Below are 15,384 nucleotides of genomic sequence, written 5' to 3'. Positions count from 1 at the left end.
TCTTCCCCGGTTAATGGGATCCCTGTTCTATGAATACTTCTGGAACAGCCGCCCCCAGGTAGTTTCCTTCTTCCATTTTTCAAATGTGAACCGGTCCTTTAGCGGCCAGCGCAGGTAGTCGTGATAGATCTCCGAGGCCAGGATGAACAGGTGCACCAGCGGGGTGTGAAAGAAGAATTTCTGCATCTTCTTCAACGGCCCGAACCAGATCAGGTCCCCGCCCACCCTTTTCACCAGGTTCTGGCCCACTTTAAAGTTCCAGTTCTCCTTCCGGACGTCGTCACCCACCAGCTCGATCTCCTCGAACCTGCCGCAGCCCAAACCCTGTTCGTGGGCCAGCCGGATGTACTTTATGGACATGGGGTCAAAGCCCATCATGTGGGCAGAGACCGCGTCGATGGCCACCTGGTCGCTTGAGGCCAGCAGATAGTTTTTGATCACCGGGAACATGGTGCGGGGGCCGGGGCCGTTGCCGGCGGTGGTTCCATCCATCACCGCAAACAGCCCGGAATGGATCTCCTGCTGGATGGCCAAAAGGTCCACCAGCACCTCGTGGATCCAGGAATGGGCATAATGCCTTTTGGTGTTCAGCAGGCCGCCGAAGGCGTTCTTCATGGCCCCGGTGGTGGTGGTGTAGATGTGGCATTTGACGGTGGGCAGGTGGACGATGTTCCTGCCGAAGAAGTAGTCCGGCACCAGTATCCCTTCGGGAAATATCTTGTCCAGGGCCAGCATCTTCGCCTTGGGGACATAGGGCACCCACTTCATGTCCGGGCCCTTGAAGTTGTAAAGCACCGGAACGCTGTGACCTTTTAGGATGGGCAGGTACCGGTTGAGGTCCTCGCCCTTGAAGGTGTCGGTGACCACCGTCTTATTCTGGACGCAGGAGATATCATTATAGCCGGCTTCCTGCAGAGCCTTGATCACGCCCTCCAGCTGCCAGGGCGTGGTGTTGGCACCGGGAAAGGGATAATGCCAGGAGATATTGTCCTTGAGGATGGTGGTCTTTTGGGGATCAAGCGACTGCCTGAATCCCGCCAGCTCCATCACCCGGGCAATGTCCTGGATCACTGTTTCGGGTCTGGTTTTGATGACCGCTACTTTGGATCTCATCATCCTATTTTTCCTGATCTTTGTTTTTTAAAGCTTCAAGTATTTCTTTAAGCAACCGGTTGCTTTCTTCGTTTAACTTTACCGACTGTTCGGAAAGCTTTAAAGCCCGGTCGGTCTCGGCCAGGGCATGGTCCTGCCGGGCCAGGGCCTGTTTCATCTGTTTGTTGGTCCTGCGGGAAAGAAGGATGATGAACACTATAAGGATTACGAAAAATATCACCCAAAAGTTTCCTAATATGGCCAGCCAGGGGGATCTGCATGTTTTGCCGTATTTCTTGGTGAGGGATTGGCGGTACTGGTTATAATTAAGCCACTGGTTCTGCTTATGGTCAAAATAAAGGGTATTGAAAGCCTGCCATGCCCCGTAACTGCGGGCATAGCGTTCCATGAAAGACGCGGAATTGCTGTCGATCTCGGTCTCCACATAGCCGACCTTGCAGGCCTCGTCGTATCCGTCATTGTAATAGTCGGTGCCGTAATCATCGATCGTGACATTTACGACCCGCAAACCGCCTTTATAGGGAAATTTCTTCGTCTGGTACTTGTAAGAACGGTCGCCTGTCTTCTCAAAGGACACCGTGGCCGGGTCATTCTTTATTGACTGTTCCCAGGCGGCGATAAGGGACTGCTCACCGGGCTGGGCCGCGGCCAAAACGAAAAGAAATCCGCACATAACCAGGACTATGATGTATTTTTTCATTTGATTATCCTCCAACCTTTCCTTTTCGCTGTTTTTAACAATCTATTGTCTGGATTGACCGCCACCGCCGTTCCCACCTGTTCCAGCAATGGCAGGTCGCTGAATTTGTCGGCGTAGGCGGCTGTCTGTTCTATTGGAACTCCCCGCTTACGGCAATGTTCCAGGGCTAATGACAGTTTGCTAGGCCCGTAGGGATGCTGTTCCGGATCCCCGCTGGTAAAGCGGCCGTCGAGCGAAGGGACCCTGCAGGCGATGACATTGTCGATCCCAAGTTTCCTGCCCAGCGGCTCGGCCAGGAATTCGGGCGCTCCCGAAAGCAGCACCAGCTCGTCCCCGGCGGCCTTCCGGCGCTCCAGTTCTGTCAGAAGGTCCCGGTTGAAGCGCCCCGGCAATATTTTGTCTATGAACTCCAGCGCCAGCTGCCCGGTCTCCAGCGTCGGCAAGCCGGCCAGATAGGCCTTGTCCCGCTTGTAGACCTTGAAGCCGTATTTCGGGAAATGGCGCAGGGCAAACCGGACAAAGTGGAAGTACTGCTTAAGGCCCAGTTTTCGTTTTCCCAGCAGATACGGGATGAACAGTTTTTCGCAACTGGTACCTCTGACAATGGTGCCGTCGATGTCTATGAAGACTATCGGCATCATCCGGCCTTTTTGCGGGGAAGCTTGATGTAGGAAAAGACCCTGTGCACCGCCACGAACTCGGTTATCACCGGGATGCTCCGCAGGATACAGACGGCCACGGTCAGGTAGATCAGGATCGCAGTGACAAGATTGAAGTATCCTGAGTTATTGGCCCAGAAGCCAGGCATCAGCACCGGCCAGGGCTGCAGCAGGAAGATCCAACCGAAGGTGACCACTTTCAGCGCGCCGTAAAATCCCCGCATGAACCGGCTGCCCACCAGAAACTGTCCCGACCTGGAAACGATCTGCCCAAACGGTGTCTTGCCTTGCTGGATGCCGTGGGAGCGGATGGAGTCCACGATCAGACTGCGGGTGATGAACACGATGGCCACCCATACCGGGATGTAGCGTAAGTCGGCCAGCACTATCCACAGTACGTTCTCGGTCACCCGGTCCACCATGATGTCGAAGATGGCTCCGAACAGCGAGGATTCCTTGAACATCCGGGCCACCACCCCGTCCACCGCATCCAGCGCGATGACTATCACCAGCAGCGGCATGTTGGCCAATTGCAGCCAGGGGTAGCGGGTCTGGTAGGCCATCACCACCAGCCCGAAGAGGAGGATCAGGCGGAATAATGTGACGAGATTGGCCATAAATAGTTTTAATGATTGATCAATACGTGATTACCAAATCACTATATCTCTCGGTTTCAGACCACGAACAAACTGTGGCTGGAGAAATTCGGGTCGCTGGTCAGGTTGACCCCCAGCTTGCGCAGCCCCTCCTCGTCGCCGGGGGTGGGGATGTGGGTGCTGTGCACCTCGCAGCCCTGCAGCTGCTTCAGCTGCTCCATGGCCAGCTGGGCGGTGGGGTTGGTCATGGCGCTGACCGCCAGGGCTATCAGGGTCTCCTCCAGGTCCAGGCTGACCGTCCGCTCTTTCAGGATGTTGCGGTCCAGGTTGGCGATGGATTCAATGATAGCCGGCGAGATCAGGTGTATCTGGTCCGGGATCCCGGCCAGCTTCTTGACCGCGTTCAGCACCAGGCTGGAGGCGGCGTGCATCTGGGGCGAATTCTTTCCGGCGATGATGGTCCCGTCCGGCAGCTGGATGGCGGTGCCGCAGAAGATCCCCTCGTTTCCCTTGCCGCAGTCCTGGCCCTCGGCCGAAGCCCGGCGGGCCGGCTCCACCACCGGCCGGTCCTCCGGCTTGATCCCCAGGTCGTTCATCAGCAGTTCCACCCGCTGGATGGTCTCCTTATCAACGAAGCCCATCACGTGCTCGCAGCGGTAGCGGAAGTAGCGCCTGAGTATTTCCTGCCGGGAGGCCTCCTGCACCGCCTGGTCGTCCACGATGCCGAACCCGGCGCAGTTGACCCCCATGTCGGTGGGGGACTTGTACATCGGGTCGTCCATGATCTTCACCAGGATCCGGCGCAGCACCGGAAACACCTCCACGTCCCGGTTATAGTTGACGGCCGTCTTGCCGTAGGCTTCAAGATGGAAGGGGTCGATCATGTTGTAGTCCCGGATGTCGGCGGTGGCCGCCTCGTAGGCCACGTTCACCGGGTGCTTAAGCGGAATGTTCCAGATGGGAAAGGTCTCGAACTTGGCGTAGCCGGATTTCAGGCCGTGCCGGTGGTCGTGGTACATCTGGGACAGGCAGGTGGCCAGCTTGCCGCTGCCCGGCCCCGGCCCGGTCACCACCACCAGCGGTTTGTCGGTGGCCGCGTATTCGTTGGCTCCGTACCCCAGGTCGCTGACCACGGTGTCGACATCGGTGGGATAGCCCTTGGTGTAGCCGTGGGTGTAGACCGTCAGGCCCCGGTGCTGGAGCTTATTCTTGAAGATCACCGCCGCCGGCTGGTTCTCGAACCGGGTGATGATCACCGCTTTTACTGAGAGGCCGTTGGCCTTAAGGTCGTCGACCAGTTTCATGGCGTCCACGTCGTAGGTGATGCCGAAGTCCGCCCGGATCTTGCGGCGCTCGATGTCCCCGGCGTAGATGCAGAGCAGGATGTCGGCTTGGTCCTTCAGCTGCTGCAGCAGCTGCATCTTGACGTTGGGATGGAAACCGGGCAGCACCCGGGCCGCGTGGTAGTCATAGATCAGCTTGCCCCCGAACTCCAGGTACAGCTTGCCCCCGAACTTGGCCACCCGCTCCCGGATGGCCTCGGCCTGCAGCTGCAGGTATTTCTCGTTGTCAAAACCGTTCTTCATCTGGCCCTAACTATTATTGTGTTTTTCAGGACACCCTTTTCCTTCAGGGAACCAGACACCAACCGGAACGCAGATCTCCGCTGATCGATTCCGATCCCCGCAGATATTTAAAATATAATCTGCGTTTATCTGCGTCCCAATACAATTCCCGTATTTCCCTTGGTGAAAAAAGTTGCCTTGTGGGTTATCACTGTAATTTTTTGATGTAACAGCGCCGCCGCTTGTGCTGGCGGGACTCGAAATACTTCCAGTGGCTCTGCACCTTCACGTTCTCCTCCAGCTCGATGTTGGTCTCGGCCGAGACCACCCCGTTCTTCATGGCCGAGCGGCACATCTCGGTCATCAGCAGGGCGTCGGCGCCCCTGCCCTGCAGGTCGGGCCGGATGGCGCCCAGATACAGGTCTATCTGCCTGTTCTTTTTGCTGATGGCCCGCAGGATGTGAATGAAGCCGAAGGGAAACAACCGGCCTTTGGACCTCTGCAGGGCCCTGGAGAGCGAGGGCATGCCTATCACGAACCCCGCCACCTGGTTTTTGGAGTCCAGCAGGATCTTGGTATAATCCGGCAGGATGAACGAGAAATACTGCTTGATGTACATGGCGATCTGTTTCTCGTTCAACGGCACAAAGGCGTAGATGGGGGCGAAGGCGGCGTTAAGGACCTCGAACATCTGGTGGGCGTAGGGCAGCAGGTCCTTGGCCTTCTTGGCTTCCAGCACTTTGACCCCGGTCTTCTGCATCACGATCTTGGCGATCCGATCGGCCTTCTCCGGGATTTCTTTGGGAACCTTGACCTCGAACTCCACCCAGTCCACATCCTTGGCGTAGCCCAGCGCTTCCAGCTGTTTGGGGTAGTAGGGGTGATTGTAGATGGCGGCCAAAGTTCCCAGCTCGTTAAAACCCTCCACCAGCATCCCCTCGTGGTCCATGTCGGTGAAGCCCAGCGGCCCGTGGATGCCGGCCATGCCCTGCTCCCCGGCCCATTTCTCGACGGTGGCGAACAGGGACTTGACCACTTCGGCATCGTCTATGAAGTCCACCCAGCCGAAACGGGCGTACTTGTTGCCCCATTTTTCGATGTAGCGCTGGCTGATTATCCCGGCGATCCGCCCGGCCAGTTTGCCGTCCTTGATAGCCAGCCAGTATTTGGACCGGCAATACTCAAAGGCTGGGTTCTTGTCCGCCCTAAGGGTTTCGTACTCGTCCATCAGCAGCGGCGGGATCCAATAGGGATGGTTCCGGTAAAGCGAGAAAGGAAATTCAATGAACTGCTTGAGTTCCTTTTTGGTGACGACCTCTTTGATGATGATCGGCATTGTTCTTAGGTCCCTAAAAGATTTTATTTTTTGTGTTTTGTTTTTAGTTTTAAGTCAGCCCAGTTCCACCACTTCAGAAGTTCCGGGTCGTGCCTGTCATGCGAAGCATAATACACCGCGCAACGGAAGACATACAGCAGACATCGATCCACCGGGCACCCCTCCATGGCGCAGTATCTGGCGTAGAGCTTCTCCGGGTCCCGGCCCTTAAGGCAGGAGACCTTCTTGATCCCCAGCCTTCTCAGGTCTTCTTCGATGCTTCTGCCCACTCCAGGGATCACCTGCAGACCCTTGAAGTTATCGGTTTGACGTTTCATCTTTTGCTGTCAGTTCCGTGATCTCGACCGGTTTGTAGCGTTGGTACTGGTCATTGCCGTAATAAAGAGCTTTCTCCGGGCAATAGGAAATGCAGCGCATGCACCACTGGCAGGCGTTGGAGATCACCAGTTCCTCGTTGAGCTGGATGGCCCCCACCGGGCACATTTCCACGCACTGGGCGCACTTGGTGCATTTGTCGGGGTTTACCTTGACGTATCCCGGAGAGCCCTGCCAGAGCTTTTTGCTGAGGAACAGGGGGAACAGCAGGTCCGGGACCAGCGGAACTCTTATCCAGCTTGACTTCCCCGCCGCAAGATCAAGGGCAAAATTCCGGGCTGTCCTTTGCCCCTTGCTGATTGTTTTCTGAATCTTTGCCGGATCGTAGTTCTTGTACCACAGGTTGCTGGGCATCACCACCTGTTTGGCTCCGATGGGTAAATAGCCTTTTTGTTTCATGACTCTTTTCAGAGGCCCCATGGCGCAAAGGGAAAAACCTCCCATGGTAGCCATGGCAAAAACCTTTGTTCCCCTGGTCACCGGCATCTTATAAACGAAATCCCAGACCAGGGGATAGGTGGTGAAGGCCGCGATGGGAAAGGCCAGGCCGATGGTGTGGGAAAGGTCGATCTTCTGCGGGTCGCTGGCCTCGATCCGGTGCATCGTGCACTGGAGTCCCTTTTCGGCGAATGCTTTCTGCATCTCCCGGGCCGCCAGCAGGGTGTTGCCGGTGCCGGAGAAATAATATAAATCAATGTTTGATCCCTGCAAATTCATAAATTCAATCACTTTTCTCAGTTTACTGTTTACCGTTCAATGTTCATTGTCAATTGTTGATTGCATGGCCTATTTGAGCTCCACCACCGTCACCCCGTCCTGGCCCTCGTTCCAGGCGCCCAGCCGGAAGGCCTTCACCTGGGGATGCTTGGTCAGGATCTCCCGGACCACCTTGCGCAGCACCCCTTCCCCCTTGCCGTGGACGATCCGGATATTGGTGATCCCGTAATAGACCGCGTCGTCGATGTAGCGCTCCACCGCCTCTATGGATTCATCGGCCCGCATCCCCAGAAGGTGCAGCTCCGGGGCGAACCCGGAGACGTTGTCGGCGCTGACGGTGGGGCTTGGTTTCTGCTCCGGGGCCTTCTGGGAAGAACCGGCCACCGCATTCTGCCGGGGCACGGTCATCTGCACGTTGCCCACCCGGACCTTAAGCTTTTTGCCGGAATCCAACAGGTCGGTGACCAGCCCCTCTTTTTTAAGGTCGGTCAGGTAGACCTTCTCCCCCTTTTTAAAGACGTGGCCGGGGTCCTGCCTGGCGTAGGCTTGGGGCCGCTCCTCCGGGGGCAGCAGGGCTTCGGCCGCTTTCAGCATCTCCCTGGCCTTGATGATGCTCTGTTTGCCGGCCTGTTCGGCCTTGATCACGGCCACCGCCTGCTCGGCCGCGCTGCGGGCCTGGGTGATGATGCTCCGGGATTCCTCGGCCGCCTTCAGCTTCATGACCTTCAGTTCTTCCTGCAAACCTTCCAGCCGGGACTGGTATTCATCCTTCAGGCTTTGGGCCTGCTCCATGTCGTCCATGGCCTTCAGCTCCTTTTGCTCGGCCTGGCGCTTGACCTGTTCCAAAAAGGTGATCAGCTCCTCCAGCTGGACCGACTTGGAGTCTATCCGGGAACGGGCGTCTTTTATGACCTCGGGCGAAAGCCCCAGCCGCGAGGCGATCTCTATCCCGTAGCTGGCCCCGGGCACGCCCATCATCAGGCGGTAGGTGGGCTGCAGTTTTTCCCGGTCAAATTCCATGGCCGCGTTCAGCATCTGGACATTCTGCTGGACGAAGGCCTTCAGCGCCCCGTAATGGGTGGTGGAAAGGGTCAGGCAGCCCTTGTTGGTCAGCTGCAGAAGAATGGTCATGGCCAGGGCCGCGCCCTCGGCCGGCTCGGTGCCGGCCCCGATCTCGTCCAGCAGCACCAGCGACCGGGCGGTGGAATTCTCCAGCACCCCCTTGATCTGCGAGATGTGCGAGGAGAAGGTGGACAGCGACTGGGAGATGGACTGTTCGTCGCCGATGTCGGCGAACACCTGGCCGAACAAAGGCAGGGCGCTGCCGTCCCGGGCCGGGATCTGCAGGCCTGACTGGTTCATCAGGGCCAATAGGCCCACGGTCTTGAGCACTACGGTCTTGCCGCCGGTGTTGGGCCCGGTGATGACCATGGTGGTCCGGCCGTCCCCCAGCTCCAGGTTCAGCGGCACCGGATCCTTAAGCGCCGGGTGCCGGGCCTCTATCAGCTTCAGGTACTGGCCGCCCGGGAATATGGCCCTCACGCACTTCCAGGCCAGGGCCAGTTTGGCCCGGGCGAACACCAGGTCAAAGTGGGCGACGAGCACCAGGTTGTTCTCCATGGCGTCAAGGTTTTCGGAGACCTCCACCGAGAACTGGCGCAGGATCCGCTCCACCTCCTGCTTTTCGGCCGAGAACAGCTGGCGCATCCGGTTGTTCATCTCGATGGTGGCCAAAGGCTCCATGTAGACCGTGGCCCCGGAGGCCGAGCTGTCGTGGACTATGCCTTTCAGCTTGTTCTTGGAATCGGCCTTGACCGGGATCACATAGCGCCCCTCCCGGATGGTGATCAGCGTCTCCTGGATGTCGGCCGCCTCCTGGCCCATGATGTCCTCCAGCTTGGAGTGGATGCGCTGGCGCACCGTCTCCTGCTCCCGCCGGATGTGGTACAGCTCGGTGCTGGCCTTGTCGGCCACCCGGCCGTCCGGCTCTATGGCCTTGACTATCCGGTCCTCCAGGTCCTTGAAAGCGATCAGGCCCAAGGCCTGCGATGCCAGCAGGGGATACTCCTCGGTGCGCAGCCCCAGCGATGAGCGGACCTGCCGGGCCACGTACAGATGGCGGGACAGGTGCAGCAGGACCAGAGAGTCCATCACCACACCCTCGGCCTTAAGGGCCTCCAGCTGAGGACGGATGTCCTGCAGTTCGTAGAAGTCCAGGCCGAATCCGGCCTCCAAAAACTTCCTAGCCTCGCCCGTCTCGTCCTGCATTTTGACCACGGCCTCGGGATCGGCCAGCGGCATCAGCGCCATGGCCTCCTCCCGGCCGTAGGGGGTGGCAGCCTTCTGAGCTAAAGCATTACGAACAAAATTGAATTCAAGAATATTTAGTGAATGCTGATTCATTAGCCGTCAAATCGTGTGATTATTTCTCCGGTTTCTTTTTGCCGTGAAGTTAACTCTGAAAGTAACAGCCCGGCAATGACCACAGTCATTCCGGTTAGTTTTAATACATTGAACCTTTCTCCCAGAAGAAAGTAGGAAAAGACCGCGGTGGAGACCGGGATGAAGTTGGTGAACAGATTGACCCGTGATATCCCGATGTTTCTGACCCCGATGGTGATGAAGACGAAGGCCAGGCTGGAGGGGAATACCGCCAGCAGGGCCAGGACCGAGATCACCCGGAGGTCCGGAGCAACGCCGCTGAAATGCCCCCAGTCGAAGAACAGGAACAGCGGCAGGAACAAAAACAGCCCGATGATGTTCTGGTATTTGACCACCGTCAGGGCCGAGTATTTATGGGAGACCTTCTTCAACAGCAGGCCATAGAGCACGCCGGAGAAGACAGCCAGGAACATCAGCAGCACGCCTTTGGCCGAGACCTCTATCCCGAAGCCCTGGTTGAACACGATCAGCCCCACCCCCAGGAACGAGACCGCCAGCCCGGCCAGGGTGCCCCAGCCCACTTTTTCCCGCAGCATAAAATAAACCGCCAGCGGCGTAAAGACCGGAATGGTGGCGATGATGATGGAGCCCACGGCGGCGGAGACGTATTTAAGCCCGAAGCTTTCGGCCAGAAAATAGCAGAACGGCTCAAAGAAGGCCAGCAGCATAAAATACCGCTTGTCGCCTTTCTTGATGCTTTCGCCCGGTGTCATGAACCGGGCGATGATCCATAGAAAAACCGTGGACAACGCCAGCCTTAAGAAAACGACCGTCAGCGGCTGGTAGTATTCGTAGGCTATCTTGACCCAGACATACGACAGGCCCCAGAAGAGCATGGCGCTGAGAGTGTATATGTAGACCAGGGGTGAGGATTTTTTCATGACTACAAAATTACTGCCCAAAATGGTTTATATAATTCCAGCCATAACTAAAAAAGAAATGGCAAAACATAAAAATGGTAAGAGAATAAAAACTATATGTAGTAATTTCAACCAAGGGTATTTAGCCAATAGCTCCTTGGGTGGATATGCTGCAGCAAATGTACATTTCATGGTTAAAATTGGATCCCACCTCAATTCATCAAAAGTTGAGCTGAATGTCATTATTTTGAAATATTTTGGTAAGGATACTACGCCAAGAAATATTATAGGTGGAAAGACAACAAAGATAACCCACAATGGCAATTTATCTGGTGAATAGACTGGCATTAAAAACCAAATACACATTGTAAGACAGGAAAAATAATATAATATTCTTTGAAAAGATGTAAGACCAAATTCCAAAGAATATTGTTCAATTATTTCTTTTTCTTCTTCTCTTGTTACCATATTTACTTTTTGTGGAAATAATTCGTGCTAATATTTGCATTCCTATCTTATCAGATCGTCTTCAGTTCCTCCACCTTCTTGGGCTCCGGCGTCTTCTCAAATTCCTTGTACAGCTCCTGGGCCTTGGGCCACAGTCCTTTAGTCTTCTCGTACACCCACGGCGCCACCTTGCGCATGGAACGGATCATCCCGGAGCGGTCCAATTTGTGGGTGACGTCCTTGGGCAATGGCAGGAAGGTCAAAAGAAGAAGAAGGATGGAGATCACCACCGCGCCCTTAAGCAGGCCGATCACCATCCCGCCCAGCTTGTCGGCCAGGTCCAGCGGCGTGGCCTTGATCAGCTTGGACAGCAGCCACCCGGCCAGGGTAATGGCCCCGAAGGCCGCCAGGAACATCACCGCGAACCCGATGGTGGGCGCCAAGTGCGCCGGCACCTTGGGGAACAGCTTGACCAGCCCGCCGGTCGCGGCCGAATGCAGCTTTAAAGCCAGGAAGAACGAGACGATCAGGGCTACGATGCCCACGATCTCCTGTACCAGGCCCTTCTTGAAGCCCATTCCCACCGCCAGCCCCAGCAGGACCAAAATGATGATATCTATCCAGTTCATGTATTGCTCCTTGCTAAGTTAAACCGGAAGTTCCTGCCACAGAGCTTGCACTGAGCGGCGTCGAAGTGACACAGAGCGGTCATTGCGAGACGGCATCAAGTTTGACAAACGAAGCAATCGCTAATGAGCTACCAAGTCACAATATTCACTATTCACCTTTCACAATTCACTGACTACTGTAGTCCCTTCGGGTGTATGCGACCTTGAATGCTTCCGTTTACTTTACGTACTGCAGGGTCCGGGTGATGGTTCTGCCCTCTGCCTCCAGCCTGGCGAAATATATCCCGCTGGAAGTTCTATTCCCGGTTTCATCCCGGCCGTTCCACTGCGCCTGGTGCCGGCCCGCTGGTTTCACGGCGTTAACTAGAGTCTTCACCAGCTGTCCCTGGACATTGTAAACCTTGATGGCTGCCAGCCCCGGTCTTGTCAATTGATAATTGATCACCGTTGACTGTTTAAAGGGATTAGGCGCAGCCTGGGTCAGCCCAAGGCCCGTTACTGGTTCGCCTTCGCCAGGTGTTCCCTCCACCCCGTCCTCGGCCATTCCAGAAAGTATATTTGAAAAATGTGTTTCATAACAAGTATCAACTCCATTGACCGCCGTAATGCAGTAGAAAAATACATCCCCATTATTGAGGGGACCATCGAAATAGACAGTGTCAGTAATGATCGCGGCGTTGATCCTTGTAAATGGTCCAGCTGAATCGGCACTGCGATAAAGGTTGTACCCCGCTATGGTTGTATCGGCCGTAAAACGGTTCCAACAAGGCACGATAGCGCCCTTGTCCCTTTTTATCGGCACAAGAAATCCGGTTAAATGCGGCAGGGAATCGTTCCACTCCTTAAGCACCCAGCTGTCCGGGTCCAGCTTGATCCCGGCTACCGGCTGGTCATCGTAAACCAAAAAATCCTGTGAGGTCAGACTGTCCCAAACCACGGTCACGCTGTCAAAGCCTGCGGAGGTGCTGCAGGCCAGGGCCAGCGGCATCTTGTAAAGTTCTCCGGTGGTAGAGGTCTGCCTCAGTTTTACCCAGGCCGAATTGCTGTCGCCTTGGGTCTTGTAGTAGATCGCCGTGGAGTAGATGGGGTGCCCGGCCCGGTAGACCCACTGGTCAAAGAACCATTGCAGCGATGAGCTGTGATGCTGTTCACCTATTCTTTGGAAGTCGGTGGTGATCGCGTTGCCGTTGGCAAAACTGTCCGCATATGCCCGCATCATGGGAAAGAAAGCCGTATCGCCCATCACCCAGCGCAACCCGTGAAGCACCCAGGCACCCTTGTTATAAACCAGGGGATAGTCAAACCAAAGGTTTTCCGGCGGATTGTAGATGGGATAGAGATTGGCGGTACCGCTCAGCGCTCTCCAGAACCACCGGTTCATGTAATTTCCCGGCAGGCTGTCCGTCTCCCATTCGTAATGTACGGCCTCCAGGTAGCTGGCAAAGCCCTCGTTCAGCCAGATGTCGGGCCAGGTGCCGCAGGTCACCAGATCCCCGTACCACATGTGGGCCAGTTCGTGGACCACCCCCTTCTGCACGTTGCCCAGCAGCCAGGAACGGCTGATGGTGGTCATGGTCTGATGTTCCATCCCTCCGAAATAGACCGGATAGACCACTGCCATCCCGTACTTGCAGAAGGGATAATCGTGGAAAAGCGAGTCGTAAAGACTGGTGATTCCGGGGACCGTGGCAAAGACGATGCGCGACAGGGCCGAATCCTCGGGCCAGATGAAATAGTTCAACGGAACGGCCCGGCCCGAGGCCAGGTGGGCGGTATCGGACCACATGGCATAGCGCGAGGCGGTAAAGCACATAAGGTAGGTGGCGATGGCAGAATCCTCCTGCCAGCGCCAGGTCAGCCGGTCGCCGCTGCGCAGAGTGTCCTGCAGCAGGCCGTTGGAAGCCGCGGCAAAGGAGTCCGGTAGAGTGATGGAGATGCTGCAGCCGGAATCGGCCTTATCCCAGGGCTCGTCAAAGCATGGCATCCAGGCCCTGGCGTCCTGGGGTTCGCTCATGGTGTAGCCCAATGTATGCAGGGTGTCGGTTGAAGTGCCCCGGGCCACTCCCTGTTTGAACCAGTAATAACCGTTGGACCAAACCCCGTTCTTGCTGAAATTCCCGCCCCGGTAGAATACCTCCAGATTGAAACTCTGTCCCACCCCAACCGATGCAAAATCCGCCGTCAAAAACAGGGTGTCGGCGCTGAGACTGTATCCGGTATGGCTGCCGTCAAGCTTGACCGAATCCACCTCCAGGCGGACGCAGTTAAGGGTCAGGCTGTCGCCGGTAGTTTTCCGGATGGCCAGAATGTCTTGATGCCCGTAGAGAGAGTCGTTGGTCATGGGCAGGTCCACCGCCAGCCGGTACTTAAGGACATCATACTGGTGGGTTGAGTCTAACTTGACCGTCCCAAGCATTGGCTTAAAGCGGTCCTGGGCTGCCCGGAGCTCCAGGGGCTCTTGGGCCAGAGCCGGAGCAGCGGCTGTCAACAGGACCAATATCGTCTTGATCAAACTCATCTGTTTCATTCCCCCAGTTCGCCCAGTTGGGCCAGGATCAAAGTGCTCAGTACGATCCCGGCGGTCTCGGCCCTCAGGCGCCGCGGACCCAAAGTGACTATGTGGGCATTGCTTTTCATGGCCAGCTCCCGTTCTTCTGGCGTGAATCCGCCTTCGGGCCCGGCCAGGCATAAGACGGTCCGGGGCATTTTAGCCAGCCCCTTGAACACCGAAGCCACCGATATTTTCTGCTGGCCCTCGTCGGCCAAAAGGATCAGCTCGAACTCCTTATGCCTCTGCATCAGGTCCTTGAGATCCTCGGGCTGGGCGATCTGGGGCAGCACCGAGCGCAGGGACTGCTTCATGGCGGCGGTGGCGATCCTTTGCCAGCGGGCGCTCTTGTGGCCTGGGCCTTCCTCGTCCTGCAAAGGAGGCAGCAGCCGGTCAGCCTCGCCGGGCCGGGCCACCGAGTTCCTGGTGATCAGCGGGATGATTGCGAACAGGCCCAGCTCGGTCCCTTTCTCAATGGCGAAATCCATACGCTGGCCCTTGGGCACCGCCTGGGCCAAAGTGACCCGGGCGATGGGCTCGTGCGACTTGCGCAGCTTGTTGACGATGTTGGCCGTCACCGTGTGCTCGGTGGCGGTGGCGATGGAGCACATGTACTCGCCGCCCTGTCCGTCCACGATGGTCAGCAGGTCGCCCTTCTTGTGCCTCAGCACCTTGGCGATGTGCCGGGCCTCCTCGCCGGTGATGATAACCTGCCGCTCGGATACATTCTCCGGCGGAGCGTAAAAGTATTCTGACATTTCAGCGTCTTGTGATTGTTAGATGCACCGTACCAGCCTTTTTACAGCAACTGCCTTTTCCCGTCCATTACTTCGAAGATTCTGTCCAGACGGGCCTTACGGGTTTCCTCCTTCTTGCCATCGAAATAGTACCGGGCGAACAGTTCTTTTCTTGACGCGCCCAGTTTATCGAAACTGGACAGCCGGGTCTTTTTACTAATCACTCTTCTCAGGCCTGCGACATCGGCCGGGGTTATCTCCTCACTTTCGCTTCTGGCCCACTGGCCGTTGCTTTTGGCTGTGTTGACCGCTTCAATTCCCCATTTGGTCATCTTCCCGGATTTGATGAGCCTTCCCGCAATCAGTCTGTTGCGAACTGACCAGACGCTGCCTGCCCGGCGCTTAACAAATTTACGGATATAAACCGCATCATCCACCCGCTTGAGGGTGGAGTCTATCCACCCGAAGCACAACGCTTCTTCAAGAGATTCGGAATATGTGATTCCCGGCCTGCCGTCCTTGTAATACTCAATCCAGATACTGTGGCCGCAATCCTGGTTCTTCTGAAGCCAGGCGCGGAAAACCTTGCGGTCTTTGAAAGCAATCGTCTGTTCCATCTGCATCCAACTTCGTTATGTAAACTCTGCGCCTCGGTGGCAA

General features: G+C 56.4%; 15 protein-coding genes. 1 reads left to right on the top strand and 14 read right to left on the bottom strand.

All coding sequences use genetic code 11. The annotated features are described in order from the left end of the window. Positions 1 to 27: 27 nt before the first annotated feature. The 10 genes from HZA73_05185 to HZA73_05140 all read right to left on the bottom strand — a co-directional run bounded on the left by HZA73_05185 (position 28) and on the right by HZA73_05140 (position 10,384). Positions 28 to 1,116: a DUF362 domain-containing protein gene (locus HZA73_05185; protein ID MBI5805419.1), complete on the bottom strand. Its 1,089-nt coding sequence runs from the start codon at positions 1,114 to 1,116 to the stop codon at positions 28 to 30. Between the two features lies 1 nt (position 1,117). Next, on the bottom strand, positions 1,118 to 1,813 hold the full coding sequence (locus tag HZA73_05180) for a hypothetical protein (protein ID MBI5805418.1): 696 nt from the start codon (positions 1,811 to 1,813) through the stop codon (positions 1,118 to 1,120). Further along, positions 1,810 to 2,454 carry an HAD-IB family phosphatase gene (locus tag HZA73_05175; protein MBI5805417.1) on the bottom strand — a complete coding sequence of 215 codons (645 nt, stop codon included), beginning with the start codon at positions 2,452 to 2,454 and terminating at the stop codon, positions 1,810 to 1,812. Before HZA73_05175 ends, HZA73_05180 begins: the two co-directional genes overlap by 4 nt. Continuing rightward, positions 2,451 to 3,089 carry a CDP-alcohol phosphatidyltransferase family protein gene (locus tag HZA73_05170; GenBank protein MBI5805416.1) on the bottom strand — a complete coding sequence of 213 codons (639 nt, stop codon included), beginning with the start codon at positions 3,087 to 3,089 and terminating at the stop codon, positions 2,451 to 2,453. The genes HZA73_05175 and HZA73_05170 overlap by 4 nt, the downstream gene beginning before the upstream one ends. 56 nt (positions 3,090 to 3,145) lie before the next feature. After that, positions 3,146 to 4,654 carry a DUF1846 domain-containing protein gene (locus HZA73_05165; GenBank protein ID MBI5805415.1) on the bottom strand — a complete coding sequence of 503 codons (1,509 nt, stop codon included), beginning with the start codon at positions 4,652 to 4,654 and terminating at the stop codon, positions 3,146 to 3,148. Between the two features lie 187 nt (positions 4,655 to 4,841). Next, positions 4,842 to 5,969 (bottom strand): hypothetical protein, encoded by a 1,128-nt coding sequence (locus tag HZA73_05160; GenBank protein ID MBI5805414.1) that lies wholly within the window; start codon positions 5,967 to 5,969, stop codon positions 4,842 to 4,844. Positions 5,970 to 5,992: 23 nt separating this feature from the next. Beyond that, positions 5,993 to 6,286, bottom strand: coding sequence for a pathogenicity locus (locus tag HZA73_05155; protein ID MBI5805413.1), 294 nt, complete (start codon positions 6,284 to 6,286; stop codon positions 5,993 to 5,995). Next, positions 6,267 to 7,061, bottom strand: coding sequence for a 4Fe-4S binding protein (locus HZA73_05150; protein ID MBI5805412.1), 795 nt, complete (start codon positions 7,059 to 7,061; stop codon positions 6,267 to 6,269). The genes HZA73_05155 and HZA73_05150 overlap by 20 nt, the downstream gene beginning before the upstream one ends. 69 nt (positions 7,062 to 7,130) lie before the next feature. After that, positions 7,131 to 9,464: an endonuclease MutS2 gene (locus tag HZA73_05145; GenBank protein MBI5805411.1), complete on the bottom strand. Its 2,334-nt coding sequence runs from the start codon at positions 9,462 to 9,464 to the stop codon at positions 7,131 to 7,133. Further along, positions 9,464 to 10,384 carry a DMT family transporter gene (locus HZA73_05140; GenBank protein MBI5805410.1) on the bottom strand — a complete coding sequence of 307 codons (921 nt, stop codon included), beginning with the start codon at positions 10,382 to 10,384 and terminating at the stop codon, positions 9,464 to 9,466. Before HZA73_05140 ends, HZA73_05145 begins: the two co-directional genes overlap by 1 nt. Between HZA73_05140 and HZA73_05135 the strand changes: the two genes are divergently transcribed. Beyond that, the gene (locus HZA73_05135) at positions 10,383 to 10,703 is read left to right on the top strand and encodes a hypothetical protein (GenBank protein ID MBI5805409.1); all 321 of its coding nucleotides are present in this window, start codon (positions 10,383 to 10,385) and stop codon (positions 10,701 to 10,703) included. The two genes, HZA73_05140 and HZA73_05135, sit on opposite strands and share 2 nt — an antisense overlap. A gap of 178 nt (positions 10,704 to 10,881) precedes the next feature. Here the strand turns inward: HZA73_05135 and HZA73_05130 are convergent, their stop codons facing one another. From HZA73_05130 to HZA73_05115, 4 genes are all read right to left on the bottom strand, one after another. Further along, the gene (locus HZA73_05130) at positions 10,882 to 11,439 is read right to left on the bottom strand and encodes a CvpA family protein (protein ID MBI5805408.1); all 558 of its coding nucleotides are present in this window, start codon (positions 11,437 to 11,439) and stop codon (positions 10,882 to 10,884) included. Between the two features lie 217 nt (positions 11,440 to 11,656). After that, on the bottom strand, positions 11,657 to 13,966 hold the full coding sequence (locus HZA73_05125; GenBank protein MBI5805407.1) for a T9SS type A sorting domain-containing protein: 2,310 nt from the start codon (positions 13,964 to 13,966) through the stop codon (positions 11,657 to 11,659). After that, positions 13,963 to 14,745 carry a 16S rRNA (uracil(1498)-N(3))-methyltransferase gene (locus HZA73_05120; GenBank protein ID MBI5805406.1) on the bottom strand — a complete coding sequence of 261 codons (783 nt, stop codon included), beginning with the start codon at positions 14,743 to 14,745 and terminating at the stop codon, positions 13,963 to 13,965. The genes HZA73_05125 and HZA73_05120 overlap by 4 nt, the downstream gene beginning before the upstream one ends. Positions 14,746 to 14,786: 41 nt before the next feature. Continuing rightward, positions 14,787 to 15,341 (bottom strand): hypothetical protein, encoded by a 555-nt coding sequence (locus HZA73_05115; protein ID MBI5805405.1) that lies wholly within the window; start codon positions 15,339 to 15,341, stop codon positions 14,787 to 14,789. Positions 15,342 to 15,384: the final 43 nt, after the last annotated feature.

This window comes from candidate division TA06 bacterium (genome assembly GCA_016235665.1).
Lineage (GTDB): Bacteria > Edwardsbacteria > AC1 > AC1 > EtOH8 > UBA5202.
The sequence above is the reverse complement of the archived record's forward strand: the minus strand, read 5'-3'. Positions and strand labels throughout refer to the sequence as shown.